General features: G+C 61.9%; 22 protein-coding genes. 13 read left to right on the top strand and 9 right to left on the bottom strand.

The features are described 5' to 3' along the window. The first annotated feature begins 63 nt into the window (after positions 1 to 63). Together QMY55_RS10515 and QMY55_RS10510 are read left to right on the top strand one after the other, a co-directional pair. Positions 64 to 2436 carry an adenosylcobalamin-dependent ribonucleoside-diphosphate reductase gene (locus QMY55_RS10515; protein WP_283488531.1) on the top strand — a complete coding sequence of 791 codons (2373 nt, stop codon included), beginning with the start codon at positions 64 to 66 and terminating at the stop codon, positions 2434 to 2436. 30 nt (positions 2437 to 2466) lie between these two features. Continuing rightward, positions 2467 to 2790, top strand: coding sequence for a hypothetical protein (locus QMY55_RS10510; RefSeq protein ID WP_283488530.1), 324 nt, complete (start codon positions 2467 to 2469; stop codon positions 2788 to 2790). 33 nt (positions 2791 to 2823) lie between these two features. Here QMY55_RS10510 and QMY55_RS10505 read toward each other — a convergent pair whose 3' ends face one another. Together QMY55_RS10505 and bla are read right to left on the bottom strand one after the other, a co-directional pair. Continuing rightward, positions 2824 to 4317 (bottom strand): chloride channel protein, encoded by a 1494-nt coding sequence (locus QMY55_RS10505; protein ID WP_283488529.1) that lies wholly within the window; start codon positions 4315 to 4317, stop codon positions 2824 to 2826. A 128-nt stretch (positions 4318 to 4445) separates the two neighbouring features. After that, positions 4446 to 5351, bottom strand: a complete 906-nt coding sequence (gene bla, locus QMY55_RS10500) for a class A beta-lactamase (protein ID WP_283488528.1) — start codon at positions 5349 to 5351, stop codon at positions 4446 to 4448. Between the two features lie 102 nt (positions 5352 to 5453). Between bla and QMY55_RS10495 the strand changes: the two genes are divergently transcribed. The 3 genes from QMY55_RS10495 (at position 5454) to QMY55_RS10485 (ending at position 10245) form a co-directional block, all read left to right on the top strand. Then, complete coding sequence (locus QMY55_RS10495; protein WP_283488527.1) at positions 5454 to 6368, top strand: LysR family transcriptional regulator; 915 nt, start codon at positions 5454 to 5456, stop codon at positions 6366 to 6368. Between the two features lie 305 nt (positions 6369 to 6673). Beyond that, positions 6674 to 9436, top strand: coding sequence for a bifunctional diguanylate cyclase/phosphodiesterase (locus QMY55_RS10490; RefSeq protein ID WP_283488526.1), 2763 nt, complete (start codon positions 6674 to 6676; stop codon positions 9434 to 9436). Between the two features lie 119 nt (positions 9437 to 9555). Continuing rightward, complete coding sequence (locus QMY55_RS10485) at positions 9556 to 10245, top strand: glutathione S-transferase (RefSeq protein ID WP_283488525.1); 690 nt, start codon at positions 9556 to 9558, stop codon at positions 10243 to 10245. A 74-nt stretch (positions 10246 to 10319) separates the two neighbouring features. On the opposite strand, the gene QMY55_RS10480 is transcribed toward QMY55_RS10485, so the two are convergent. From QMY55_RS10480 to QMY55_RS10450, 7 genes are all read right to left on the bottom strand, one after another. Further along, positions 10320 to 10823 (bottom strand): disulfide bond formation protein B, encoded by a 504-nt coding sequence (locus tag QMY55_RS10480; RefSeq protein ID WP_283488929.1) that lies wholly within the window; start codon positions 10821 to 10823, stop codon positions 10320 to 10322. A gap of 149 nt (positions 10824 to 10972) precedes the next feature. Next, the gene (locus QMY55_RS10475; protein ID WP_283488524.1) at positions 10973 to 12100 is read right to left on the bottom strand and encodes a sulfate/molybdate ABC transporter ATP-binding protein; all 1128 of its coding nucleotides are present in this window, start codon (positions 12098 to 12100) and stop codon (positions 10973 to 10975) included. 29 nt (positions 12101 to 12129) lie between these two features. Next, complete coding sequence (cysW, locus tag QMY55_RS10470) at positions 12130 to 13170, bottom strand: sulfate ABC transporter permease subunit CysW (protein WP_283488523.1); 1041 nt, start codon at positions 13168 to 13170, stop codon at positions 12130 to 12132. After that, complete coding sequence (cysT, locus tag QMY55_RS10465; RefSeq protein ID WP_283488522.1) at positions 13170 to 14027, bottom strand: sulfate ABC transporter permease subunit CysT; 858 nt, start codon at positions 14025 to 14027, stop codon at positions 13170 to 13172. Before cysT ends, cysW begins: the two co-directional genes overlap by 1 nt. 184 nt (positions 14028 to 14211) lie before the next feature. Beyond that, positions 14212 to 15213, bottom strand: coding sequence for a sulfate ABC transporter substrate-binding protein (locus QMY55_RS10460; RefSeq protein WP_283488520.1), 1002 nt, complete (start codon positions 15211 to 15213; stop codon positions 14212 to 14214). A gap of 212 nt (positions 15214 to 15425) precedes the next feature. Continuing rightward, the gene (locus QMY55_RS10455; RefSeq protein ID WP_283488519.1) at positions 15426 to 16007 is read right to left on the bottom strand and encodes an RBBP9/YdeN family alpha/beta hydrolase; all 582 of its coding nucleotides are present in this window, start codon (positions 16005 to 16007) and stop codon (positions 15426 to 15428) included. Between the two features lie 94 nt (positions 16008 to 16101). Continuing rightward, positions 16102 to 17016 carry a LysR family transcriptional regulator gene (locus QMY55_RS10450; RefSeq protein ID WP_283488518.1) on the bottom strand — a complete coding sequence of 305 codons (915 nt, stop codon included), beginning with the start codon at positions 17014 to 17016 and terminating at the stop codon, positions 16102 to 16104. 190 nt (positions 17017 to 17206) lie between these two features. Between QMY55_RS10450 and QMY55_RS10445 the strand changes: the two genes are divergently transcribed. From QMY55_RS10445 to QMY55_RS10410, 8 genes are all read left to right on the top strand, one after another. Beyond that, positions 17207 to 17824: an FMN-dependent NADH-azoreductase gene (locus QMY55_RS10445; protein WP_283488517.1), complete on the top strand. Its 618-nt coding sequence runs from the start codon at positions 17207 to 17209 to the stop codon at positions 17822 to 17824. Between the two features lie 213 nt (positions 17825 to 18037). After that, positions 18038 to 18478, top strand: coding sequence for a hypothetical protein (locus QMY55_RS10440; protein WP_283488516.1), 441 nt, complete (start codon positions 18038 to 18040; stop codon positions 18476 to 18478). Positions 18479 to 18599: 121 nt separating this feature from the next. Further along, entirely contained in the window at positions 18600 to 20717 is a 2118-nt protein-coding gene (locus QMY55_RS10435; RefSeq protein WP_283488515.1) for a TonB-dependent receptor family protein, read from the top strand. 609 nt (positions 20718 to 21326) lie between these two features. Beyond that, a complete protein-coding gene (locus tag QMY55_RS10430) occupies positions 21327 to 22061 on the top strand; it encodes an energy-coupling factor ABC transporter ATP-binding protein (RefSeq protein ID WP_283488514.1) in 735 nt (244 codons plus the stop codon). Further along, on the top strand, positions 22054 to 22647 hold the full coding sequence (locus QMY55_RS10425) for an energy-coupling factor transporter transmembrane component T family protein (protein WP_283488513.1): 594 nt from the start codon (positions 22054 to 22056) through the stop codon (positions 22645 to 22647). Before QMY55_RS10430 ends, QMY55_RS10425 begins: the two co-directional genes overlap by 8 nt. 8 nt (positions 22648 to 22655) lie before the next feature. Further along, positions 22656 to 23249, top strand: a complete 594-nt coding sequence (locus tag QMY55_RS10420; RefSeq protein ID WP_407650672.1) for a biotin transporter BioY — start codon at positions 22656 to 22658, stop codon at positions 23247 to 23249. Continuing rightward, complete coding sequence (locus QMY55_RS10415; RefSeq protein WP_407650671.1) at positions 23246 to 24769, top strand: AMP-binding protein; 1524 nt, start codon at positions 23246 to 23248, stop codon at positions 24767 to 24769. Before QMY55_RS10420 ends, QMY55_RS10415 begins: the two co-directional genes overlap by 4 nt. Continuing rightward, positions 24757 to 25947 carry a thiolase family protein gene (locus QMY55_RS10410; protein WP_283488511.1) on the top strand — a complete coding sequence of 397 codons (1191 nt, stop codon included), beginning with the start codon at positions 24757 to 24759 and terminating at the stop codon, positions 25945 to 25947. Before QMY55_RS10415 ends, QMY55_RS10410 begins: the two co-directional genes overlap by 13 nt. Positions 25948 to 25977 lie beyond the last annotated feature (30 nt).

The following is a 25977-nucleotide window of genomic DNA, read 5'->3' as shown; positions in this document are numbered from 1 at the left end:
CGTCACAGCACATTCCAGCTGTCTGCGCTACAAAGCCAGTATGAAATTTGCGTGAGGCATGCCATGAACACACTCCCTGCCCAGGCCATCAGCCTGGATGTGCTGGCCGAAAAATATCTGGCCGCTGGCGAGCAGTCGGAGCAAGAGCTGTTTGCCCGCGTGGCGCGGGCTCTGGCAGCAGTAGAAAAACCCGAGCTGCAAAAGCACTGGGAGCAGCAGTTTCTGGCCAATCTGCAGCGCGGTGCCATTGGCGCGGGCCGCATCATGGCGGCCGCTGGACTGGATACCAAGGCCACGCTGATCAACTGTTTTGTCCAGCCCGTGGCCGACGCCACCAACGGCTTTGACGCCCAGGGCAACCCCGGCATCTACACCGCGCTGTCGCAGGCGGCCGAAACCATGCGCCGCGGCGGCGGCGTGGGCTATGACTTCTCCAACCTGCGCCCACGTGGCGCGCTAGTGCGGGGCACGCTCTCGCATGCTTCGGGCCCCTGCTCTTTCATCGATGTGTTCGATGCATCGTGCACCACGGTGGAGTCGGCCGGCGCGCGGCGCGGCGCCCAGATGGGCGTGCTGCGCATAGACCACCCCGATGTGCTGGAGTTCATCACGGCCAAGCGGCAAAAGGGCCGCTGGAACAATTTCAATGTCTCGGTGGGCGTCAGCAGCGCCTTCATGCAGGCCGTCAAGGACGATGCCGGCTGGGATCTGGTGCATATCGCCCGCCCCGGCGATGCGCAGATTGAGGCCGGCGCCCATCGCCGTGACGACGGGCTCTGGGTCTACCGAAGCACAACGGCACGCACGCTGTGGAACACCATCATGCAGTCGGCCTATGACTTCGCAGAGCCCGGCATTCTGTTTCTGGACAATATCAACGCCGACAACAACCTCTGGTATGCCGAGCAGATTGCCGCCACCAACCCCTGCGGCGAGCAGCCGCTGCCGCCGTATGGCTGCTGCGATCTGGGCCCCATCATCCTCACCCGCTTTGTGCGTGAACCCTTCACGCCGCAAGCGAGCTTCGACCTGGAAGCCTTCAGCGCCGCCGTCGCCATCCAGGTGAGGCTACTGGACAATGTGCTGGACGCCACCGTCTGGCCGCTGCCCGAGCAGCAGCATGAAGCGCGGCAAAAGCGCCGTATCGGCGTGGGCTTCACGGGCCTGGGCGATGCCTTGATCCTGCTGGGTCTGCGCTACGCCAGCGATGAGGGCCTGGGACAAGCCGAAGCCATAGCCCGCACCATGCGCGATGCGGCCTACGGCGCATCGGTTGCGCTGGCGCAGGAAAAAGGAGCCTTCCCTCTCTTCAAGGCCAAGCAATATCTGCAAAGCGGCTTTGCCAAACGCCTGCCCAAGGATTTGCGCGCAGCCATCAAAAAGCACGGCCTGCGCAACAGCCATCTGCTGTCCATCGCACCCACGGGCACGGTGTCCCTGGCCTTTGCCGACAACGCATCCAACGGTATCGAGCCACCTTTTTCGTGGACCTATACGCGCAAAAAACGCACGGCCAACGGCGGCGAACAGTTCTATACCGTCGAAGACCATGCCTACCGGCTTTACCGATCCTTGCATGGCGAAGCAGCGCCGCTGCCTGACTATTTCGTCAGCGCGCTCGATATGAGTGCCAGCGAGCATGTGGCCATGATGCGCTGCGTGCAGCCGTATATCGACACATCGATCTCCAAGACCGTCAACATCCCGGCCGACTATCCATTCGAGGACTTCAAGAACCTTTACATGGAATGCTGGGAAGCTGGACTCAAGGGCTGCGCCACCTACCGCCCCAACGACACGCTGGGCGCGGTGCTGGCCGTGGAGCCACCCGTAGCGCCAGCTGGCAATACAGCGGGATCGGGGATGGACACCGTGATCGAACGCCGGCCCGAGGGGCCGCTCAACGCCGTGGTCGACAAGATCGAATATTTCACCCATGACGGTGTGAGGCGACTGTATCTGGTGGTCAGCTTCATGGTGGTCGATGGTGTGGAGCGTCCCATAGAGTTTTTCATGCCCGTGGGCCAGACGGGAGAGAGCCAGCAGTGGATCACGGCCACCATGCGCAGCCTGAGCCTGGCCGCGCGCGGCGGCTTTCTGGACAAGGCACTGGCCGACCTGCGCAAGGTCGCCTGGGACCGCGGCCCCGTGCGCTATGGCTACAAGACGCGTGATGACGGAGCCCGCATCCCCCTGTGGCATGACAGTGAGGTCGCGCTGCTGGCCTATGCCATCCAGAGCATCATTGCCAACCGGGGCCTGCCGCAGCCCACGCCCAGCACCAGCGCCTCGCCGGCGTCAGCGCCCAAAAGCCAGTCCGCCATCAGTGGCCAGGTCCGTGGTCAAAAGTGTCCCGACTGCGGCGCACACGCCATGATCCGCAAGGACGGATGCAATTTCTGCACCGCCTGCGGCTATGTGGGTTCCTGCGGGTAAGCGCCGAAATTTGGCGTTACCCTTGCGCACATGAGCATCGTTGTCTATTACCTTCGCAACCAACAGCCCGAGGGCGAGCAGCCCCAGTGGCTGCCGCAATGTCTGCCTTTCAGCGACACGCAGATGAGCGAGGCCCTCAAGCAATGCCAGTTGCTGCGCGGCGATCTGCGCAATGCACATGTGACGATTTCGTCCGAGCTGCGCGATATGGTCGGCCCCGTGGGCGTGGCGGCCGTGGAAGACGGCCAGACCCCCGACGGTCAGGCCTATGAATGGAGCAAGGCCGGCCGCGCGGGAGCCAGCCGCAAGCACGCGCAGCAGCCGCCTATGACACGCGAGCAAATGGATCGCTGAAGGATCGCAAGACGCGCGGCTTAGATGCGCGACTCAGCTGCGCGGAGTATTTCCCGCATCCCGGGCTTCGGCATCCGGCTGTGCGTCGAACTCCAGCTCGCGCTGCCGAGCTGGCTGCTCCTCCACCACGTCTTCCGGCATGAGGTCCGAGTCTTGCGCCTGACTGTCCGGTCCGGTCTGATCCTGGGCCGGCGGCTCCGGCAGGACCATGGAAGCCTTGGCCACATTGAGCATGTGCAGAGCCAGCGATTCATACAGCGGCCGCGCGATCATGCGCGAGATCATGCTGGCAATCATGGCCGAAGCCATCAGGCTCAGTACCAGCGAGTGACCATCGACCATCTCCATCACGATGATGAAAGCCGTCAGCGGCGCCTGGGTGACAGCAGCCAGAAAAGCGGCCATGCCCATTGCAATCAAGGCGGGCGCTATATCCGTCGTTCCGACAATCGAGGCCACGTTGTTGCCGACACCGGCACCTATGGACAGCGAGGGCGCAAAAATGCCGCCAGGCACACCGACCCAGGCCGACAGCCAGGTCGCAATGAACTTGAGCGTGACATAGAACTCGGGCACATCGGCCTCGCCCTGGAGCATGTGCTTGACCGCTTCGGAACCCGCGCCAAATGTGGCGCCGCCCGTAACCAGACCGATGATGGCGATGAGCAGCGCCAGCGCCGCCGCAAACCGAATCGGGAAACGGGACTTGAGCTTGTTGAGCCGCTCCGTCGAAGAGGTCAGGGAAATCGTCATCAGCTTGGCAAACAAGCCGCCCAGCACACCGCAGGTCAGAGCCACCGCCAGACAGGGCAGCAAATCATTCCAGCTCAGCTCCTGCACGCGAATGCGACCAAAGTAGCTGAGATTGCCGAATACCGACACCCCCATCAGGCCGGCCAGCACAATGGCCGCAATGATCAGACCACTGGAGCGTGACTCCAGCCTGCGCGACAGCTCTTCGATGGCAAACACCACCCCGGCCAGCGGCGCATTGAAAGCCGCGGCAATGCCGGCCGCGCCGCCTGCCACCAGCAGCGCATGGGTATTGATGGCGGAGTTGGGCCCCAGCCAGCGCCTTGCCGAATGCATGACACCGGCGGCCACCTGCACGGATGGCCCCTCGCGCCCGATGGACAGGCCCGCCAGAAAGCCGGTACTGGACAGGACAATCTTGGAAAACGACAGCCACAGGGACACAAAGCGCTTGCGCAAGCTTGCATCGACCGAGGGCTCCAGCGTCGCAATCACCTGCGGAATGCCCGAGCCCCCGGCCCCTGGCGCCCATTTGCGCGTGGCCCAGACAGCCGCTGCCGTGATAGCCGGCATCCACAGCAGCACCAGCCAGCCGCCATTCCACTGATAGATGCGCTCGAAAAAGCCGAAGGCGGCGTCGGCCAGCAGCGTGAAGGCGACAACACTCAGGCCCGCGGCAGCGGCATAGGCCAGAACGACGGTACGCTCCAGCCAGCGCTTGCCGTCACGTATTTCTTCATTGAGGTTATGGAAAAAATCTGGCTCTTGTTGCATGGGCGAGGCGAGATGGGGACAGCATGCGGTCAATGGACCTATTCTGCGCCCCAACTCATATCACGCACATTGGCAATTGCCACATCGATGGTGTGGCGCCCGCCCGCGCGATGAAGGCTTCAGGGCAATCAGAGCTCCTGATACCAGCGCCGTACCACATCGCCTGCCTGGGCCAGAACCGCGTCGCGGCCTTCTGCTGGAAGATGGCTGCCCGTGAGATAGGCGGTCACCAGCAGTGGCGCTGCCTGAGCTGCCGGCCAGACGATCAAGGTGTCGTTGGCCGTGCCGTTTTCGCCGCTGCCGGTCTTGCCACCCACCTTCCAGTCTGCAGGCATACCTGCCCGCAGGCGCTTGTCGCCCGTGCGGCTTTCCAGCAGCCACTGCTGCAGCAAGACTCGCCCCGAATCTGAAAGCACAGATCCCAACAGCAGCTTGTGCAAGGTGCTGAGCATGGCCGCAGGCGTGGTGCTGTCGCGCTCATCACCTGCTATGGCCGTGTTGAGTTCGGGTTCATGCCGATCCAGCCTGGTCTGGCCATCACCCAGCTCACGCAGCCATGCTGTCAGCCCCGCAGGCCCGCCGGAAGCCTTGAGCAGCAGATTGGCCGCAGTGTTGTCGCTCACCACGACGGCGGCTTCGCACAGCTGCTGCAGCGTCATCCCTGCGTCGGTGCCCACATGCTTTTCCGTTACCGGCGACCAGGGCACCAAGTCAGTGCGCTGGAACTGATAGAGGCGCTGCAACTGCGGCCCCCCGTTCTGCGCCTCATGCAGAACATGGGCAGCCAGCAGGGTCTTAAAAGTGCTGCACATGGGAAAGCGCTCCTGGCTGCGCCAACCTGCCTCGAAGCCTGTGGCCGTGTCCAGCATATGCAGACCCAGGCGCCCGCCGGAGGACACTTCCAGCCTGGCCAGATCCTTGGTCTGCAGCAGACTGGAGGTGGACCATTTTTGGGTATTCGAGGCACAGCCGGACAAACCCCAGGAGCCCAGCCCCAACATCAGCCCGGATGCCAGAAGATGACGTCTTTGCATAAGTTCCTCTTTGCTTTATTTTTGATCCTCCCAGTGTAGAAGCCGCAATTGGATTGAACCAGCGACAATATTTAACACCATCCATTAGATAAACTTATATCCATGCAGCTGCCCCTCAATGCCCTGCGCATGTTCGATGCCGCAGCACGCCACCTGAGCCTGACCCGCGCCGCCGAGGAACTCCACGTCACCCAGGCCGCCGTCAGCCAGCACATCCGCAACCTCGAAGAACGCCTGGGCAAGCCACTGTTTCGCCGCCTGCCGCGAGGCTTGGCGCTGACCGACGAAGGCCATGCCCTATGGCCTGCTGTGTCCCAGAGCTTTGAGCGCATTGCCCTGTCGCTGCAGCAACTGGCAGAACCCAGGCCGCGTGAAATCCTGACCGTGGGTGTCGTGGGCACATTTGCCATCGGATGGCTGATACCGCGCCTGAGCGAGTTCCAGCAATTGCACCCCTATATCGACCTGCGCCTGCTTACGAACAACAACCGCGTGGATCTGGCCGGCGAAGGGCTGGATGCAGCCGTACGCTTCGGCGATGGCTCCTGGCACGGCACGCGTGCCGACATGCTGCTGCGTGCACCGCTGTCGCCCATGTGCACACCGGCCCTGGCCCAACGCCTGCGCCATCCCGGCGACCTGGCCAGCCAGACGCTGCTGCGCTCCTACCGCGCGCAGGAATGGGAAGGCTGGTTTGCGGCAGCCGGACAGCCGGCGCCGCTGGCGCGCGGCGCCATGTTCGATTCCTCGCTGACCCTGGCCGAGGCCGCTGCCCAGGGAGCCGGCATTGCGCTGCTGCCCACGCGCCTGTTCGAGCACATGCTGAACCAGGGTCGGCTGGTGCGGCCTTTTGCGCAGGAGGTGAACACCGGTGCCTACTGGCTCACCCATCTCAAGTCGCGCCAAGCCAGCTCTGCGCTGCAGACCTTCAGGCACTGGCTGTTGGCGCAGTTACAGCATGAAGGGGCTTCGGCAAACAGCTTGCCGGCCGAAGCACTTGATCAGGATTCGGCCTGAGAGGCTCAGGTACGACTTACGCAAATCAGGCCCGGGCAAGCGTTTTTCCACAAGGGAAGCGCCCCGGTACATCCCTGTTTGCGCAAGTCCCAACAGAATTGCGCCATATCACGCCAGGCCGTCTGCAGGTAACAAAGGGGCACCGCTGAGCCTGCATACTTGCGGTTACCGGATCACGACTTACGCAAATCAGGTTCAGGCAAGACGTTTGCCCTATGGGCATATTCCTTGTACATCCTTGTTTGCGTAAGTCCTACGGATATTCATTTCAACCTGAACCCCGCCGCCCCACGCATCTGTCGCTCATGAACCATCGCTCCTCGCCCTGCTCTCGCATCGGGCTACAGGCATTGCTGGCCGTCTTGCTCTGCGCTGTCATGCTGGGGCTGACCTATCTTTACTGGCACAGCGAAAACCAGGCCGCACATGAGCGCGAGCGCCGCAATTTCGACCTGGCGGTGGAGCAGATTTCCAGCAGCCTCCAGGACCGCATGGCCTCCTACGAGATCGTGCTGCGTGGTATCAAGGGCTATTTCGATGCCTCCGAATTCGTGAGCCCCGGCGAATTCCGCTCCTACATGCAAGCCCTGCACCTGGAGGAAACGCGCCCGGGCCTTGCCAGCGTGTCCCTGATTGCCCATGTGCCGGCGCGAGAACTCCACGCCCACGAGGCCCGGATGCGTGCCGACGGGATGGCCGACTACCACGTTCATCCTGCGGGCGTGCGCGAAGCCTATGCCCCGATGACGCAGATCGAGCCCTGGAGCGAGAGCAAGCGCGCTGCGCTGGGCTTCGACCTCAACACCATCAATGTGGCCCGCGAGGCCATGGCACAAAGTGCCGCCACAGGGCAGCCAGCCTTGAGCCGAGGCTATGTGCTGGCGCGGGACAGGAACACCGACCGCAACCAGGACATTTCCTCGGTGCTTTATATGCCCCTGTACAGCCACGGCGCAAAATCGGCTGCCCTGCGCGGCTGGGCAAGCCTGCCGTTCCGGGTCAAGGACATCGTTCACAGTCTGACTCCGGAATTTGCGCCCGACGTGGCCCTCACCATCTACGATGCGCCCGATGCAGACCCTGCGAATCGGCTTTTCGTCCTGGATGCAAAGCCTGCACCGAATGCCGTGACCACGCTGCGCCACTTCGAGGTGGGCGGGCGCACCTGGACACTGGCCATGTCGCCCACCGCCGCGTTTTCACAGCGCACGGACCACCAGCACAGCACCGTGGTGGCGGCACTTGGCGCGGTTCTGAGCCTGGCCACGGGCTGGTTCGCCTGGGTGCTCATGACGGCACGTGACCGTGCGGAGCAACTGGCCGGAAACATGACTCAGGAACTGCGCAGCGCCCGTGACGAGCTGGAAAGCACGCTCAGCGCCATCCCCGACCTGTTGTTCGAGCTGTCGCGCGACGGGCGTCTGCTGCGCCATCGCACGTCGCGCAGCGATCTGCTGCACTCGCCTCCAGACGATTTCCTGGGCCGCCTGCTTTCCGAAGTCGTGCCGCCCGAGGCCGCATCCGCTTATATGAACGCCATCGCCCAGGCTGAACGCGACGGGAACACGCGCGGCTGGCAGTTTCCACTACGCGTGGCGGATGGCAGCACGCACTGGTTCGAGTTGTCTATCGCACGCAAGCAGGGTGAACAGCCCGGCGACCAGCCCACGTTCATTGCCTTGTCGCGCGATATTACCGAGCGCAAGGAGGCGGAGTCCCGCACCCACCGTCTGGCCTACTACGACGCACTCACCGGCCTGCCCAACCGCCGCATGCTCGTGGAACAGGCCCAGCATGCGCTGACGCGAGCTCGGCGCAACGAAAGCATGGGAGCACTGTTCTTCATCGACCTGGACCACTTCAAGCGCATCAACGATGCTCAAGGCCACGCCATGGGCGACACGCTGCTGATACAGGTGGCCCGGCGCCTACAGGACCTGCTGCGGCCCGAAGACCTGGTCGGCCGTCTTGGTGGCGACGAATTCGTGGTGCTGGCCCAGGACCTGGGACAGGACCTTGCAACGGCCCGGCGTGCAGCCGAAGCGCTGGCCAGACGTCTGCGCGAGGCGCTGGACACGCCTTATGCATTGCAGGACCGCCCATACAGCAGCACGGGCAGCATTGGCGGCACCCTGTTTCCGCGCGGCCAGGCCGATGCCCAGGATATGTTGCGGGAGGCCGATACCGCCATGTACCGCGCCAAGGCTGCGGGACGCAATCACATGGCGTTCTATGAGCCCGAGATGCAGGCCAGTGCCCAGGAAGAGCTGAGCCTGGCGCAGGATCTGCAGCGCGCATGGGATCTGGGCCAGTTTGCCATCTACGCGCAGTCACAGGTCAATGGGGTGGGGCAAATCATTGGCGCAGAGCTGCTGCTGCGCTGGTTCCACCCTGAGCGCGGCGCGGTAGCGCCGGACCAGTTCATCCCGCTGGCGGAAGAGTCCGGCCTTATCCTGCGTCTGGGAGAGTGGGTGCTGGAGCGGGCCTGCACCACATTGGCTGCGCTGTCTGCCACGCATCCACAGCTCACGTTGTCGGTCAACATGAGCCAGCTCCAGTTTCGCCAGGACGATTTTGTCGAGCGCATGGCTTCGCTGCTGGAGCGCACGGGCGTGCCTGCCGAGCGTCTGGTGCTGGAAGTCACGGAAAGTCTGCTGATCGCCGCCGTGGACGACACGGCCGAGCGCATGACGCAGCTCGTGAACCTGGGCCTGCGGTTTGCGATCGACGACTTCGGCACCGGCTATTCGAGCTTTGCCTACCTCAAGCGCCTGCCGCTGTACGAACTCAAGATCGACAAGAGCTTTGTGAAGGACACGCCCGGCAGCGCCAGCGACACCGCCATCGTGCAGTCCATACTTTCGGTCGCACACCATCTCGGTCTGGCCGTGGTTGCCGAAGGCGTGGAAACCCAAGCCCAGGCAGCCTTCCTGGCCGCCAACCACTGCCAGGGTCTGCAGGGATACTGGTTCGGCCGACCTATGCCGCTGGCGCAATGGCTGAGCGAGTTACCGACCGGCGATGCAGGCCTCCTGGACGCAACGGACAGCAGCGATCAACCGAAATAGTCCCAGACATGGCCCTATGCACAGGGCCATGCAAGGCTTCGTGGCAACAGGTACATTAGCCAGCCTGGCCGCGCATTCTGCCCCCTTTCTGCGCCTCTCTTTCCCGAGGCCAAGTTTCCATGTCCGACTTACCACCCTCCCCCGCCGCCCTGCCCACGCTGTACTCATTCCGCCGCTGCCCCTATGCCATCCGCGCCCGTCTGGCGCTGGCACATGCAGGCCTGGCCTGCGAGCTGCGTGAAATCAATCTGCGCAACAAGCCCCAGGCCTTGCTGGACGCATCGCCCAAGGGCACGGTACCTGTGCTGGTGCTGCAGGATGGACAGGTGATTGATCAAAGCCTGGAAGTCATGCTGCACGCCCTGCGTGGCAACGACCCCGACAGCTGGCTGACTCCGACCGAGGGCAGCCTTGAGGAAATGCTGGCGCTGATAGAACGCAATGACAGCTTCTTCAAGCAGGCGCTGGACCGCTGCAAATACCCCGAGCGCCATAATGCCGAAGCCGTCAACCAGGCCCAGGCCGATGCACTGACCTGGTTGTCCGACCTCAACGACCAGCTGGAAGATTCCGGCTATCTGTTTGGCCAGAACCCGAGCCTGGCCGACATGGCGCTGCGCCCCTTCGTGCGTCAGTACGCCCGCATCGACGAAGCCCAGTGGAACGAACAGCCATGGCCTCATCTACAGGATTGGCTGCAGCGCTGGATCGACTCTGCCCTGTTTGCCGAGGTGATGGAAACCTATCCTGGCTGGGTCCCCGGCACGGCGGGCCCTGTGTTCATGGGCAGCAGCGCGGAAAGCGACTGAGCCGCCTCCAGACCATGAAAAAGGCCCCGGGGCCGCATGGCCTAGGGGCTTTTTCTTTGGGGATCCGATGGCGCTCAGCGCTTGCCACCCTTGGCCAGAAGCAGGGCCAGGAGCACGAAGAACAGCGCGAAGCAGATAAAGGACCAGTTGGCAATCGAGCCGCCCAGCAAAGTCCAGTCAATGGCCGCGCAGTCGCCCGAGCCCTGGAAGATCATGGGAATGGAGCGGCTGAAGGAGTAGTGCTCAATCATGCCATAGAAGTCACGGCCGCAGGTGGCGAACTCGGGTGGATACCACTGCAGCCAGCTTTGGCGTGCCGCGACAAAGGCGCCGAAACCGCTGGTCAGCAGCGCCAGAACACCGAAGCTCATCCACCAGCCTTTTTGGCCTCTAAGGCTTGCCAGTCCTGTGAAAATAGCTACCAGAATCAGTGCATAGCGCTGCACGATGCACATGGGGCAGGGCTCCAGCCCTACCACATGCTGCAGATACAGGCCAAACACCAGCATGGCCACACAGGCAGCGCAGATCAGCGCCAGGATGCGCCGGGGCGCGGTTTCAAACCATTGAAGCATCAGCTATCTCTTTCATCGAATAAACCCGATTCATGAACGACCATGGGCTGCGAACAAGTCGCAGCCCATGTCAGAGGTGCCGAGCAAAGGCAGCCCTGCAGCGAAGGCGCCACCCCCTTCCGGGGAAAGCGACGCAGCCGCGCAGGGGAAGTCTATATCCCCGCAGCCTCATCCAAAAAGACTTTGGCGCGGCGTGGCGTGACCACCAGGGTCTCACCTTCGCGCAGGCCCATTTCCTTGAACTGCTGAGCAGGAATCTGGGCTTCGATCAAAGCCTCCTGCCCTGCATCACCGGAGCTTGGTGTGTTCTCGGAAGGAATAAGTTCCAGTCTTGCGATGGGGCCGACCACAATCGCTCTCGACAGCTGGGCCACGATGCCTGTGGGGCGGCCTTGCGCGTCAAGATTCTGACCCGGTGAATAACGCTCCACCTCCAGATCATGGGGACGCACGTAGGCAAAAGCCTGACTGTCATTGGCTCCGCGCGCATCCGAGCTGTCCAGCTGCATGCCATCGTCCAGATAGACCCGGCCATCGCTGGCACGGCCCTTGAACAGATTCACATCGCCGAGGAAACCGTAGACAAAAGGCGTGGCCGGGTTGTCCCAGACCTCCTGGGGCGTGCCCTCCTGTTCGATCTTGCCCTGGTTGATGACAACCACGCGATCGGCTACCTCCAGCGCCTCTTCCTGGTCATGGGTCACGAAAATGGAAGTCACATGCAACTCGTCGTGCAACTGGCGCAGCCAGCGGCGCAGCTCCTTGCGCACCTTGGCATCCAGCGCGCCAAAGGGCTCGTCCAGCAACAGCACCTTGGGCTCCACCGCCAGGGCACGAGCCAGTGCAATGCGCTGACGCTGACCGCCCGAGAGCTGGGAGGGATAGCGGTCGGAAATCCAGTCCAGCTGCACCAGCTTGAGCAGCTTCATGACCTTCTCCTTGATCACAGCTTCGCTGGGGCGTTCCTTGCGCGGCTTGACGCGCAGACCAAAGGCCACATTGTCAAACACGGTCATGTGACGGAACAACGCATAGTGCTGGAACACAAAGCCCACGTTGCGGTCACGCACATGAACATCGGTGGTGTCTTCACCGCTGAAGTGGATGCTGCCCACATCGGCAGTCTCCAGGCCAGCGATGATGCGCAGCAACGTGGTCTTGCCGCAGCCGGAGGGCCCGAGCAGCGCAATCAGCTCGCCCGACTTGATATCGAGGCTGACATCGCGCAGGGCCTGAAAATCGCCAAACTGCTTGCTGACATTACGAATTTCGATACTCATGATGAATCTCTTGTTCTGATCCTGGCAGCTCAGGCTGCCTTGGCGGTTTGGTTCGTTGCGAGGCTGATCTGGCCTGGGCGCTCGGGTGGCGTTTCGGCTGCAGCCTTGGCCTGCTGCTCGGCACGCCACTCGGCGAGGGACTTGATGACCAGCGTCACCAGGGCCAGCAGCGCCAGCAGAGACGCCACGGCGAAGGCTGCTGCGGCCTGGTAATCGGCATACAGCACTTCCACATGCAGCGGCATGGTGTTGGTCTGGCCGCGGATATGGCCCGAGACCACAGACACAGCACCGAACTCGCCCATGGCCCGGGCGTTGCACAGAATCACGCCATAGACCAGACCCCATTTGATATTGGGCAGCGTCACGTTCCAGAAGGTCTGCCAGCCCGAGGCACCAAGCACAATCGCCGCCTGTTCCTCGTCGCTGCCCTGGGCTTGCATTAAAGGAATCAGCTCGCGGGCGATAAAGGGGAAGGTCACGAACACGGTGGCCAGCACGATGCCGGGTACGGCAAAGATGATCTGGATCCCATGCTCGGCCAACCAGGGGCCCAGCCAGCCGTTGGCGCCGAACACCAGCACATACATCAGGCCAGCCACCACGGGCGAGATCGAGAACGGCAGATCAATCAAGGTGGTCAGAAATGCCTTGCCCTTGAATTCGTACTTGGCGATGCACCAAGCGGCGGCCACGCCGAAGACCAGATTCAGCGGCACGGCGATCAACGCCGTGATCAGTGTGAGCTTGATGGACGAGAGTGCATCGGGCTCACCCAGCGCCGTGACATAGACATCCCAGCCCTTGCGCAGCGCTTCGCCGAACACCGACAGCAGCGGCAGGATCAGGAAGACCAGCATGAAAAGCAGGGCCATCGTGGTCAGAACCCAGCGCACCCAGCGCGGCTCGGTGGTACTCATCTTCTCGAGCTTGACGCTCTTGGGCGGTGCCGTGATCTTGTACAGAGCCAGCAGGACCACCAGGGCAATGACAACAACCGTCAGCAGATGCGCCCAGATGGGCAGCAGATTGGGGAACAGCGCTTGAATGGTTGCATGAATATTGGACATCAGCGGCCTCCCTGCGCCTTGCGCTGCCATGCCTGCAGCGCGTTGATCAGCAGCAGCAATACAAAAGAGATCAGCAGCATCACCACCGCCACGGCCGTGGCCCCTGCCACATCATGCTGATCCAGCTTGGCCATGATGATCAGCGGAGTGATTTCGGAAACCATGGGGATATTGCCGGCGATAAAGATCACCGAGCCGTATTCGCCCACGGCGCGTGCAAATGCCATGGCGAAGCCCGTGAGCAAGGCCGGGCCGATATGCGGCAGGATGACCTTGTAGAAAATCTGCCAGCGCGACGCACCGAGGCTGGTCGCAGCCTCCTCCAACTCCTTCTCGAAGTCCTCAAGCACCGGCTGCACCGTGCGCACTACAAATGGCAGGCCAATAAAGATCAGCGCGATGGCGATGCCCTTGGGGTTGTAGGCCATTTGAATACCCAGGGCTTCGAAATACTGCCCGATCCAGCCATTGCCCGCATACAGGGCCGACAGGGAGATGCCAGCAACAGCCGTAGGCAAGGCGAAGGGCAGATCCACCAGTGCATCCACCACCTTCTTGCCGGGAAACCGGTAGCGCACCAGCACCCAGGCGATCAGCATGCCGAACACCACGTTCACGCAGGCCGCAATAAAAGACATGGTGAAAGACAGCTCGTAGGATGCAACCACGGCCGGAGCCGAAACAGCAGTCCAGAACTGCTCCCAGGTCAGGGAAAAGCTTTTGGTTAGCAGGGCGACCAGCGGGATGAGCACAATGATGCTCAGATAGAAGATGGTGTAGCCCAGCGTCAGCCCGAAACCGGGCAACACACGTTTGGCGCTACGCGCCTTGCGCGGGGCTAAAGCAGCAGAAGACATAGATCGGAGGTCAGACTCGGAGAGGTTTCGCGTGCACGCCCCGCTCCTAGATACCGGGTATGACCCGGATCAGAGACATCAAGCAAGGGCTGCCCCGCAGCGAGGATGTCGTCGCCCTCCCGCGCAGCGAGAGAGGGGGACGCCGTGGGGCCGCCCAGGCAAAGCGGCTCGGGGGCTGAAGCAGTTATTTACCGGGGGTATAGAGCTTGTCGAACTGACCGCCATCGTTGAAGTGCACCTTTTGCGCTTCGGTCAGAGAACCAAAGTACTTGGCCACGGTGAACTGCTTGATGGGCTTGAACTGGTCGGCGTGCTTCTTGAGCACGGCCTCGGAGCGCGGACGGATCGCATGCTTGGCAGCGATTTCCTGGGCCTCATCGGAGTACAGCCACTGCAGATAGTCGTTGGCCAACTGGGTCGTGCCCTTCTTGGCCACGGTGCGCTCGACCACGGCCACAGGGTTCTCGGCCACGATGCTCACGGACGGGTAGACGGCATCGACCTTGCCCTGGCCGAATTCACGGTCCACGGACACGACTTCGGATTCAAAGGTGATCAGCACGTCGCCGATATTGCGCTGCAGGAAGATGCTGGTCGCGTCACGACCGCCCTTGCCCAGCACGGGCACGTTTTTGTAGAGCTTTTGCACGAATTCGGCGGCTTGTGCATCGGTGCCGCCCTTTTCACGTACCGAGCCCCAGGCGGCCAGATAGGCATAGCGACCATTGCCGCCGGTCTTGGGGTTGACCACCACAACCTTCACGTCGGGGCGGATCAGATCGGACCAGTCCTTGATATTCTTGGGATTGCCATTGCGCACCAGGAACAGCATGGTCGAAGTAGTGGGCGATGCGTCATGCGGGAACTTCTTGTTCCAATCCTTGGCGACCACGCCGTTCTGAGCCAGAAAATCCACATCGGTGGTCGTATTGAAGGTCACCACATCGGCAGCCAAACCGTCGTTGACGGCACGCGCCTGGGCGCTGGAGCCGCCATGGGACTGATCCACCTTGATGTCCACGCCCTTGGTCTTTTTGTAATGAGCGATGAAGGCAGCGTTGTAATCCTTGTAGAACTCGCGGGCCACGTCATAGGAAACATTGAGCAGCTGAGTCTGTGCAGAAGCAGCGCCTGCTGCTGCCAGTGCGATGGATGTCAACAATGTCTTGAGCTTCACGGAATGCATGGTTCGCGGCCTTTTCTTAAGCAATGTGTACAGATGTAGACATTGTGCGAACGACTCCTTAAAACTCAAAAGAATATATTTTTCTTTGTTTTTCTGATTTTTCATATATAAAATAAAACCAAGGCCAAATAGCTATCAAGCCCTTGCACACACAGCGCTTATAGCTATAAAAAAAGCAGCTTTCGCTGCTTTAAAACCCCTCTCGCGCCTTGCTAAACACTCAAGGCTTCCACCGCTCTCGCATGGCCGCTGCCGTGCCAGGCCTGCTCTCCCAGCAAGGATTGCAGCAATGCCAAACCCAGCGGCCAGGGCCCAAAACCCGACTCTATATTCACATGTCCGGCATTTTGCAGGCGCACCAGCTCGCTGCCCCAGGCGCGCGCATAGGCGCCTGCACGGCGTATGGGGCAATAGGGGTCGTTGCTGCTGGCGACCAACACACTGCGATAGGGCAACGGTGCATAGGGCACAGGCGCAAAGTCAGCCAACTGGGCTCGGCGCTCAGGGTCTGCCGGAGCCACCAGCAACGCGCCATGTATGCGCGCCGCCGCCTCTTCACCCACATGGGCCGTGGTGATGCAACCCAGGCTGTGCGCCACGATGACGGCAGGCCGCTCGTCAGCCAGCAGCAATGCCTCCAGCGCCCCCACCCAGGCATCGCGGTGCGGCACCAGCCAATCCTGCTGCTGCACGCGCACGGCATTGGGCAGTTGCTCGGCCCAGAGACTTTGCCAATGGCCCGGCCCGGAATTGCGCCAGCCCGGCACGATGACGATGCGGTAAGGGGAATGCATGCGGCCTCCTGAGGCTCTTGTTCAACAGGCCGCATTGTGAAAGTCGGGCCGGCAAAACCCAACGAATGATTTGTTCTTATCTTATGGGCAGAAGCTAATGCAGCTCGATGCTGCTGCGCCCCGGCATCTGCTCGCCCAGAAAATCCAGAAAGTGGCGCACCGCCGGCGCCAGCCCTCGCCGAGACGGAAACACCGCATGCACAATGCCTTGCGGCGGAGCCCAGTCTGGCAGAAGCCGCACCAGGGAGCCCTGCTCCAGCTCGTGCTGGCACATATAGTCAGGCAGCCAGCACATGCCGCTGCCAGCCAGGGCCGCAAATTTCAGCGTCAGCAAATCATCGACCACATAGCGCGGCTGCAGTTGCAAGCGGTGCTCCTTGCCCTCGGGGCCCACCAGCAGCAGACTGGAGTGCCCGTCCACAGCCGACATGGACATGCTGTCCAGCAGTTGCAGGTCCTCCAGAGTACGGGGAGTGCCTTGACGCTCGAGCAAATCAGGGCTGGCTACCAGAATCTGACGCGAGCTATCGAGCCTCTTGACCACCATGGAGCCGCTTTCATCGAGGCTGGCGCGCACACGCAGCGCCACATCCACCCCTTCTTCCACCAGATTCACGGCCCGGTTGGTGACCTGCATCTCCACTTGCACCAATGGGCAGTTGCGCAGGAACTGCGGCATCAGCTCACCCAGCACGGTCTGGGCCAGCGTTACCGGGCAGGTCACGCGAATGGTGCCGCGCGGCTCCGTCTGCACTTCGGCCACCGCATCCGACGCCGCCAGGGCCGCATCGCGCATGGCCTGACAGTGGCGCAGATAGGTCTCGCCCACCTGGGTCAGCGACAGTTTGCGTGTGGTGCGCTGCAGCAGCCGCACACCAAGGAAGCTCTCCAGATCCGCCACGCGGCGGGACAGCCGCGACTTGGGAATGCCCAAAGCGCGCCCCGCAGCAGCAAAACCTCCGCGCTCGACCACCTCGACGAAGTACAGCATGTCATTGAGATCGACCATGCATAAATCCTCTGCTCTTATTGGATTGATATTTGGAACAATCTATCGCATTTTTGCAGACTTATCGTTCAATCTCATCAAATCCATAATCTATCCCATCGACAAACGAATCTAGCCGCTGTTTTGCTGTTTGCAGATCAAGGCCTGATCCATTCCAAACACCTTTTTTGACAGAGATTGAAAGAACATCATGCAAATTCTGCACATTGACTCCGCAATCACCGGCGCCAACTCCGTCTCGCGTGAACTGACTGCCGGCATCGTGGCCAACCTGCAGCAAGCCCATCCCGAAGCCCGTGTGGACTATCTGGATCTGGCCGTGAACGCCCCCACTCACCTGAACGCACAGTCCATGGGCTTTCGCACTGGCCAAGCCGCTTCCACCGAGATCGAGCGCCAGGAAAACGCCATCTCCGAAGCCCTGGTAAGCCAGTTCCTGGCGGCTGACGTGATCGTGGTTGGCGCTCCCTTCTACAACTTCAGCATCCCCAGCCAGCTCAAGGCCTGGTTTGACCGCATCGCCCAAGCGGGCCGTACATTCAAGTACACCGCCACAGGCCCGGTCGGCCTGGCTGGTGACAAGAAAGTCATCGTGGCATCGGCTCGTGGCGGTTTCTACTCGACCAGCGAAGCCGGCCAAGCCATGGAACACCAGGAAAGCTATCTGAAGGTGATCTTCGGCTTCATGGGCGTGACCGATATCAGCTTTGTGCGCGCCGAAGGCCTGGGCCTGGGCCCCGAAGCCCGTGAAACCGCCGTGCAGGGCGCCAAGGCTCAGATCGAAGCTCTGGAAGCCGTTGCAGCCTGATTGACAAAGCGTCTTCAGCTATCTTTCAGATAGCATAGAGAAGCAGCTAAGCCGGGGTCGCTCATGCGGCACCCGGCTTTTTTGCGCGCGCACAAATCTTGTTCCCGACAATTGTCTGGACATGCTCTGCGGCAATATTTTTTTGATACGCTAAAAACATCCAGATACTTCCAGCTTCCCGCTCCCTGCAGCGGCAACTGGCTCAACCCCTACATGTCCAAGCTCCACAACCCAGCCCATTCCCAGCCGCCAGCTCTCCAGCGCTCCGACGAAAACTGGGTCATGACGGCAGTGGTGGTGTTTCTGGTCGCTTCGATGGTGCTGCTCGGCGTCGGCTATCAATACCTGAAATACTCGAAGCAGCAGGAGCAAAGCCGGCAAGAGCGCCAGACTTATCAGCGCTACAACGACTATCTGCAATCCACGCAGGAGACAGCGCCCACGGCCAAGAACGAGAGCGAACCCGTCGATATGGCTGCATCGGAGCCCGTAGCTCAAACTGCCAGTCCCGCCGAGCCCAGCATGGCGGAAAAGCTGCTGAACCACCCGGCGGTCACTCCAGGCCCGGGCTTCAATGCCCCCGGTGTACAGCAAACCGGCGTCACCATCATCGACGCCATGGACCACGCGCAGACCACGGGCCGCCAACGCTGAAAGCGATGCGGCGGGCCCACATTCTGGATAGCCCCCGTGACGCATGGCTCCGACCCGGACAGGATAAGGCAGGCTGTCAAACCGGCAGCCGCTTTTTCGTGACTATCTCCAGGGTATCTCAATGCGTTTTCCACGCCTGCGTGGTCTGGCCGGCTGGCCAGTCATCACAGCCAGTCTGCTGACTTCCCCCTCCCAGGCCCAGGACGCAGCAACGCCCCAGCTTTTAGAGGTCACCGTCCGCAGCACCTTGCAGTCCAGCACGCTGGAGCAGGTACCGGCAGCCATCAGCCTGATTGATGGCGAGCGCATGCGTGACCGCCAGTGGCAGGTCAATGTTTCTGAATCGCTGGTCAGCGTGCCTGGCCTGCAGTTGCAGAATCGCCAGAACTACGCCCAGGATCTGCAGCTTTCCATTCGCGGCTTTGGCGCCCGCTCCACATTCGGCGTGCGCGGCATACAGATCTATGTGGATGGAATTCCCGCCACCATGCCCGACGGCCAGGGTCAGACCAACAATATCGACATCGGCTCGCTGGAGCGCATGGAAGTGCTGCGTGGTCCCTACTCTGCGCTCTACGGCAATGCTTCGGGCGGTGTCATCAACGCCTATACCGAACAGGGCGAAGGCAAGCCCCGGCTTGAAAGCACTTTCGCCCTGGGCAGCAACGGTCAAAAGCGCCTGGGCCTCAAAGCCAAGGGCGAAGCCAACGGGATTGGCTATGTGCTCGGTGCCAGCCGCTTTCTCACCGACGGCTACCGCGCGCAAAGCGCGGCCGACAAAAACCTGTTCAACGCGCGCATCGACGTCAAACCGGACGAGTACAGCAAGCTGACACTGGTGGCCAACCATGTGAAAATCGACGCCAAGGACCCTGGCGGCATCAGCCCTGAAGACTGGGCCAGGGATTCACGCATGACCACGCCCAATGCCCTGCTCTACGACTCGCGCAAACACATCAAGCAGACTCAGGCCGGTCTGACTTATGAACGCCAGCTTGATGGCAGCAATGCACTGCGCTTCATGGTCTATGCGGGCCAACGCGAAATGATGCAGTTCCAGTCCACTCCCAAGGCCTCTCAACCCGGCTTCAAGGGAGGCGTCATCGGTCTGCAACGCGACTATGGCGGCCTGGATCTACGCTGGAGCGGCAAATACCGGCTCGGCGACAGCGAATTCAAGCTGATCGCGGGCCTGTCTGCCAATACCGTCAAGGAAGACCGCCAAGGCTACAAGAACTTTGCAGGAACTCAGCTGGGCGTGATAGGCGATCTGGTGCGCGACGAGCGCAACACGCTGAGCAATATCGACCCCTATCTGCAGGCATCATGGGCTTTGGCTCCTACGTGGAAGCTTGATGCGGGTCTGCGCTGGAGCAATGTGCAGTTCAAGTCCAGCGACCACTTTCCGGCCGACGGAAACGGCAGCGGCAGCACGGGCTTCCACAAACTTCTGCCAGTGGTCTCGCTGCAGCATCAGCTCAACGAAGACAGCACTCTCTATGCCTCACTGGGTCGGGGCATGGAGACGCCCACTTTCAATGAGATTTCCTACCGCCCAGGTGACCTTGCGGGCCTGAACTTCAGTCTCAAACCCGCTGTTTCCACAAGCGCCGAACTGGGCATCAAGCGGCGCTTCAACATGGCAGGCATGCGCGGCGATTTATCTGCGGCACTGTTCCAGACCCAGACCGACAACGAGATTGTGGTGGCCAGCAATCAAGGCAACACCAGCTACCAGAATGCAGGCAGGACACGCCGCCGTGGCTTGGAGCTAAGTACCACGGCCTGGCTTCATCCCCAAGTTCGACTCAACGGCTCTTTGACTTTGCTCGATGCCCGCCTGCGTAGCGCCTACGGCTACCTGAACTCAAACGGCAGCACAACCACTGTTCCGGCCGGAAAACGTATCGCAGGCACGGCCAAAAACATGGCCTATCTGGGACTGGACTGGTTTCCCGCCACCGACTGGCGCGTGGGTCTGGATTGGCGCCGCATGGGCCAGGTCGCAGCCAACGATGACAACAGTGTCTACGCGCCCAGCTACAACGTGGCCAGCCTCAGCGTGGGCTACACCTACCGCCTGGGGGCCTGGAAGCTCAACACTTTTGCCCGCATCGACAACCTGACCGACAAAAGCTATGTCGGCTCCGTCATCGTCAACGAGAGCAACAAGCGCTATTACGAAGCCGCACCTGGGCGTCAATGGATGCTGGGCACCAGCCTTGGCTACCAGTTCTAGCTGGCCCTGCAGAACGGCCAAGCGGGCCTTGGGCCCGCTTTTTTTTGCATCCCGCACCGTCTCCCGTGCTGTGCTACAGCGTTTCTTGCATTTTTCCGAGACTTTTTTGATGCGCTCAAACAAAGCCAAATCGCCTCGAAAAAACGGTTTACCCAGTCCTTCAAGACTGCGCCTTGCATCTCTTGCAATCAATCGCATGGCAATCGATCGAAAACGCCCTGCAAAACCCGCCAAGTTCGTCGATTACACCGACTTCTCCAACACCCTCTGCCTCAATTTCGTCGGAGTTAAATACAAAAGCAATCCCGATAAGGCATGGATCTTTCAACCGCAAGCAAATCACCTTCAACTGCCTTACAAATGTCGATAAAACATCCCCTTCTTCAGTCACAAAATTCAGGAAACTGAAGATGCGATTTCTTATATGCAAATCACATAAAAAGCTTCGATTTTGAAAGCTTTTATAGGCAATTCCACAGAGCTAGAATCCGCCTCGCCATGGGTGTCCGTGGCGTGAATTGATTCGAGGTTTCTGGTTTTCATGCTGTCCGCCCCTGTGCTTCCCTGCCTGCATCCCTGTTGGAGCGCCGCCCTGCGGCTGCCGGCCCTATGACCGAGCTGCAGATCGTCGACGTGCGCCTGCAGCGCGGTCAGACCACGGTGTTTGACGGCCTCAAGCTGCAGCTGACCGAGCGACGCATTGGCGTGATCGGTGACAACGGAGCAGGCAAGTCCAGCCTGTTTCGCATGCTGTGCGGGCTGGAAACACCGGCCACCGGTCAAGTGCAGATCAACGGCGTGCCGCTATTGGAGGCACGCCAGGGCAAGCCGGGCTTGGTGGGCCTGATGTTTCAGAACCCCGATGACCAGATCATCTTCCCCACCGTGGGAGAAGAGCTGGCACTGGGCCTGCGCCCCAAGGGTCTGAACAAGCAGCAAGCCATGGCTGCGGCGCGCGAGATGCTGGCGCAACGCGGGCTGGCTCACTGGGCCGAGCGGGCGGTCAGCAGCCTGAGCCAGGGTCAACGTCAGCAGGTCTGCTGGCTGTCCTTGCTGATTGCCGCGCCCAGCGTGCTGCTGCTGGACGAGCCTTTCGCCAGCCTGGATCTGCCAGGCCAGGCAAAGCTGGCGCAGGATATTGCGGCAGCATCGCAGCAGATCCTGGTCTCCACCCATGTGCTCGACCATGTCAGAGGCTTCGAGCGCGTGTTGTGGCTGGAGCAAGGTCGCATACGCGGCGACGGTCCAGGCTCGCATGTCTGCCGCGCCTACGAGGCCGATGTGGCCGCACGTCTTGCGGCAAGCGCACACAGTCGCGCACAAGGCGGGGCGCTTCATGGGTAGCCTCTACAGCGAGTTCCCCACCTGGCTGCACGGCTGGCGCGCCGGCCTCAAGCTGTTGCTGCTGGCGATAGGCGGAACGCTATTGTTTTTGACAAACTCCCCTTTGCTGCTGGCAGGTGCCGGGCTGGTTTGCCTGATCCTCTGGTTGTCTCTGGGGCAGGCCACACAGATCGCCCGGCGGCTCATGTGCTCGGTCATCATCGCCGCGCTGCTGGTGGCTGGCTTTCATGCCTTTATGAGCAACTACGAGCTGGCGGCCGTCAGCGCGCTGCGCCTGATCTGTGCCTCCACATTGGGAATTGCGCTGACCATCACCACCCGCCCCAGCGACTTGGTGGAAGTACTGGAATGGCTGCTCTCGCCGCTGGCAAAACTTGGCATCCCTGTTGAGCGCGTCGCCATGCAGATAGCGCTGATGCTGCGCTTTACCGAGCATTTTTTTGTGCAATGGAAAAAACTCGACGATGCGCACCGGCTGCGCACCGGCAAAAGTGGCGGCCTGCGTCTGATCGCCCCGCTGACGATTCATATGCTGCAAGCCACGCGCCGCGTGGCTGATGCCCTCTGGGCAAGACTGGGTTTTTAGGAGATTTGATGATGACCACGCCCTCTCACACCGTATCGCGCAGCGGCGCGCGCTCCATGGCGCAGGTTTCGCTGTTTGCGGCGCTCATGGCCGTCATGGGCCTGATTCCCAAGATCGATCTGCCACTGGGTGTGCCCATCACCATCCAGTCGCTGGGCGTGATGCTGGCCGGCGTCATGCTGGGCCCCTGGCGCGGCCTGCAATCCATGCTGCTGTTCCTTGCAGCCGTCGCCGTAGGCCTACCCCTGCTGTCAGGCGGGCGCGGCGGCCTTGGCGTATTCATGACGCCGTCTGCCGGCTATCTGCTCGGCTATGCGCTGGCAGCCTGCATAGTGGGCGCTCTGATGGCCGCACTTCCCCAAAGCTCGCCCCGCCGCACGGCCATCAGCGCATTCATTGCTTCACTGCTGGGCGGCCTGGTGTGCCTGCATGCCTTTGGTGTGCTGGGCCTGATGCTGCTGGCCAATATGAGCCTGGACCAGGCCTTCAAGGTGACGCTGGCCTTTGTGCCCGGCGACTTCATCAAGTGCATCCTCTGCGCCATCATCGTCCACACTGTTGCACGCGGCATGCCTGACTGGCGCTTTGGCGGACGTCAATGAACTCTGTCCACGTGACTGCCATGCAAGCCGCTGGAGGCCTTGCTCCCGCCCATGCGCCGCTACAAGGCTTCTGGCAGCTGGTGCATGGCCCTCTTGCGCATTGGGCCCGGCACCGACCAGATGTCGTGGCCCTGCAAAGCGAAGCAGGCACTCTGAACTTTGCCCAGCTGCATGCAGAGGTACAGAAGCGCTGCCAGGCGCTGATTGCCAGGCGCGCGCCACAGATGGTGCTGATAGACGCCAACCAGTCCACACTGCAACGACTGGTGGATTTTCTCGCCATCATCGCCAGCGGCCGCTGCGCCGCCGTGGCCGACCCCGACTGGCAGCCCGCTGTACGCCAGCGCATAGCGGGCTGGCTGCCTTTGCAACCATCAACCCACGACGCAGCCCACCCGCTGGACGCCTTCTATACTGGCTTTACCTCCGGCAGCACTGGCCTGCCCAAGGGTTTCAAGCGCCACCACCATTCGTGGACAGAGAGCTTTCGTGTGGGACTGCAGGACTTTGGCCCGTTGGTGGCCCAGCGTACCCTGGCGCCGGGCCGTATTTCGCACTCGCTGTTTCTGTTCGGCGCCATGCAAGGCATCTGGTATGGCACGGGCGCCGTCATGCAGGAGAAATTCTCTGCCGCGCGCTGCCTGACGACTCTGGCCAGCGGCGCAACGCCCTGCCTGGTCGCCGTGCCCAGCCAGTTGCTGCTGATGCTGCAATGGGCCGAGCACCGCCATATCGCGCCCATCCCCGAGGTGGAGCTGATCACCATCAGCGGCGCACGCTGGATGCGCGACCACACGCCTGCACTGCGCAAGCTCTTTCCCAAGGCCCGCATCATCGAGTTCTATGGTGCATCCGAAGCCAGCTTTGTCGCCTGGATGGAAGCCGACGAAGCCAGCAGCCCGCAAGCCGTTGGACGCACCTTCAGCAATGTGGAAATCGATATCCGTCCCACTGCGGACCCCTGCATTGCGCAGGCGGGAGCAGCTCACGCCGAAGACGGCCTGATCTATATCCGCAGTCCCATGCTGTTCATGGACTATGTGGGCGATGCCCACGACCCCACGGCCGTGCTGCGCGACGGCGACTGGCTGTCCGTGCGCGATATGGGCCATATCGACGAACGCGGCATGCTTTGCCTGGCGGGACGCCAGAGCCGCATGCTCGTCACCCAGGGCAAGAATCTGTTTCCCGAAGAGGTGGAAAACCTGCTGGCCAGCCATCCGGCGATTGCCCAGGTTTCGCTGCACGGTCAGGTCGATGCGCTGCGCGGCATGCAAGTCCAGGCCGTGCTGCAGTGGCGGCCAGGTACCCAGCCGCCCGGTGCACTGCAACTGGCCCAATGGCTGCGCGAACGCACCGAGGCGTTCAAAGTGCCTCGCCAGTGGTGGATATGCAGCGCCTGGCCGCAAACCGCGAGCGGCAAGACCGATCACGGCCGCATTGGCAAAGCCCTGCAGCAAATGCAAAACACCGGCAGCAGCACCGCCGACCTGCCAGCGCTTCAGCCATGGCACAGCTAAAGACCAGCTCCAGCGGCGTTCCCATTCTGGCCTGGACCCGCAGCCCTGTGGCGCCCGTGGGTGGTGCGCTGAGCCAGCTGGCTTGTCACGAACTGGGCGCGCCGCTGCTGCAGGCGCTGCTGGCGCAACCCGGCCTGCCGCCTCAGGCCATAGACGCCGTGGTGCTGGGCAATGCGCTGGGCGCCGGCGGCAACCCCGCCCGCATGCTGGCTCTGGCTGCAGGCCTGCCCGACAGTTGCGCGGCCCACAGCATCGATACCCAATGCTGCTCCGGCCTGGATGCCGTGGCCATGGCCGTGGGTCTGTTGCAGTCCGGCCAGGCGCAGATGGTGATTGCAGGCGGTGCCGAAGCCTGGAGCCGCGCCCCCATACGCCAGACCCGCCCGCGCCATGCCGAAGAGCTGCCACAAAGCTACGAGCGCCCGCCATTTGCCCCCGACCCGGCGCGCGACCCGGACATGCTGCAGTCCGCCGCCGACTATGCCCAGCGGCAAGGCCTGAGCCGCCAGGCACAGGAACGCTACGCCCTGCAAAGCCATCATCGCGCCACGGCCGCGCAATCGTTGCTGAGTGCCGAAATCACGGCGCTCGCAGGGTTGGGTCATGACGCCTATCCCCGCAACTTGACCGTCAGCCGTGCGGCGCGCATGCCCATCGTGGCGCAAAGCGGATTGGACGACATGCACGGGCTGAGCGCACTGACCATCTCGGCCAAGGCCGATGGCGCAGCCCTGCTGCTGCTGGCCACGCCCGAAGCATGCGCGCGCTGGCAGCTCAAGCCACGTGCCCAATGGCTGGCCAGCGCTTCCGTAGGGGCAGCGCCCGAGACGCCAATGCTTGCCTCCATCACCGCCACGCACAAGCTGCTGCAACGTGGCGCGCAGGCGCTACAGCAATCGGATCTCTCAGTAGATGAGCTGTCCGCGATCGAGCTGCATGACGCCTTTGCCGTGCAGGGTCTGGCCTTCTGCGCGGCGCTGGGCCTGCAGCCCGAGCAGATCAACGCCCAAGGCGGCGGCCTGGCTCGCGGCCACCCTATCGGGGCATCGGGCGCGATCGCACTGGTGCGCTGCCTGGCTCAGCTGCAGTCAGCCAGCCAACCCGGCGCACTGGGCATGGCCGCCATTGCAGGCGCTGGCGGCATTGGCGCCGGCACTCTGGTGCAGTGGCTGGCATAACTGCTGATGAGTGCTGCGGTTGCAATGACA

Origin of the sequence: Comamonas resistens (genome assembly GCF_030064165.1) — a bacterium.
In the GTDB taxonomy this organism is placed as follows: domain Bacteria; phylum Pseudomonadota; class Gammaproteobacteria; order Burkholderiales; family Burkholderiaceae_C; genus Comamonas; species Comamonas resistens.
The sequence above is the reverse complement of the archived record's forward strand: the minus strand, read 5'-3'. Positions and strand labels throughout refer to the sequence as shown.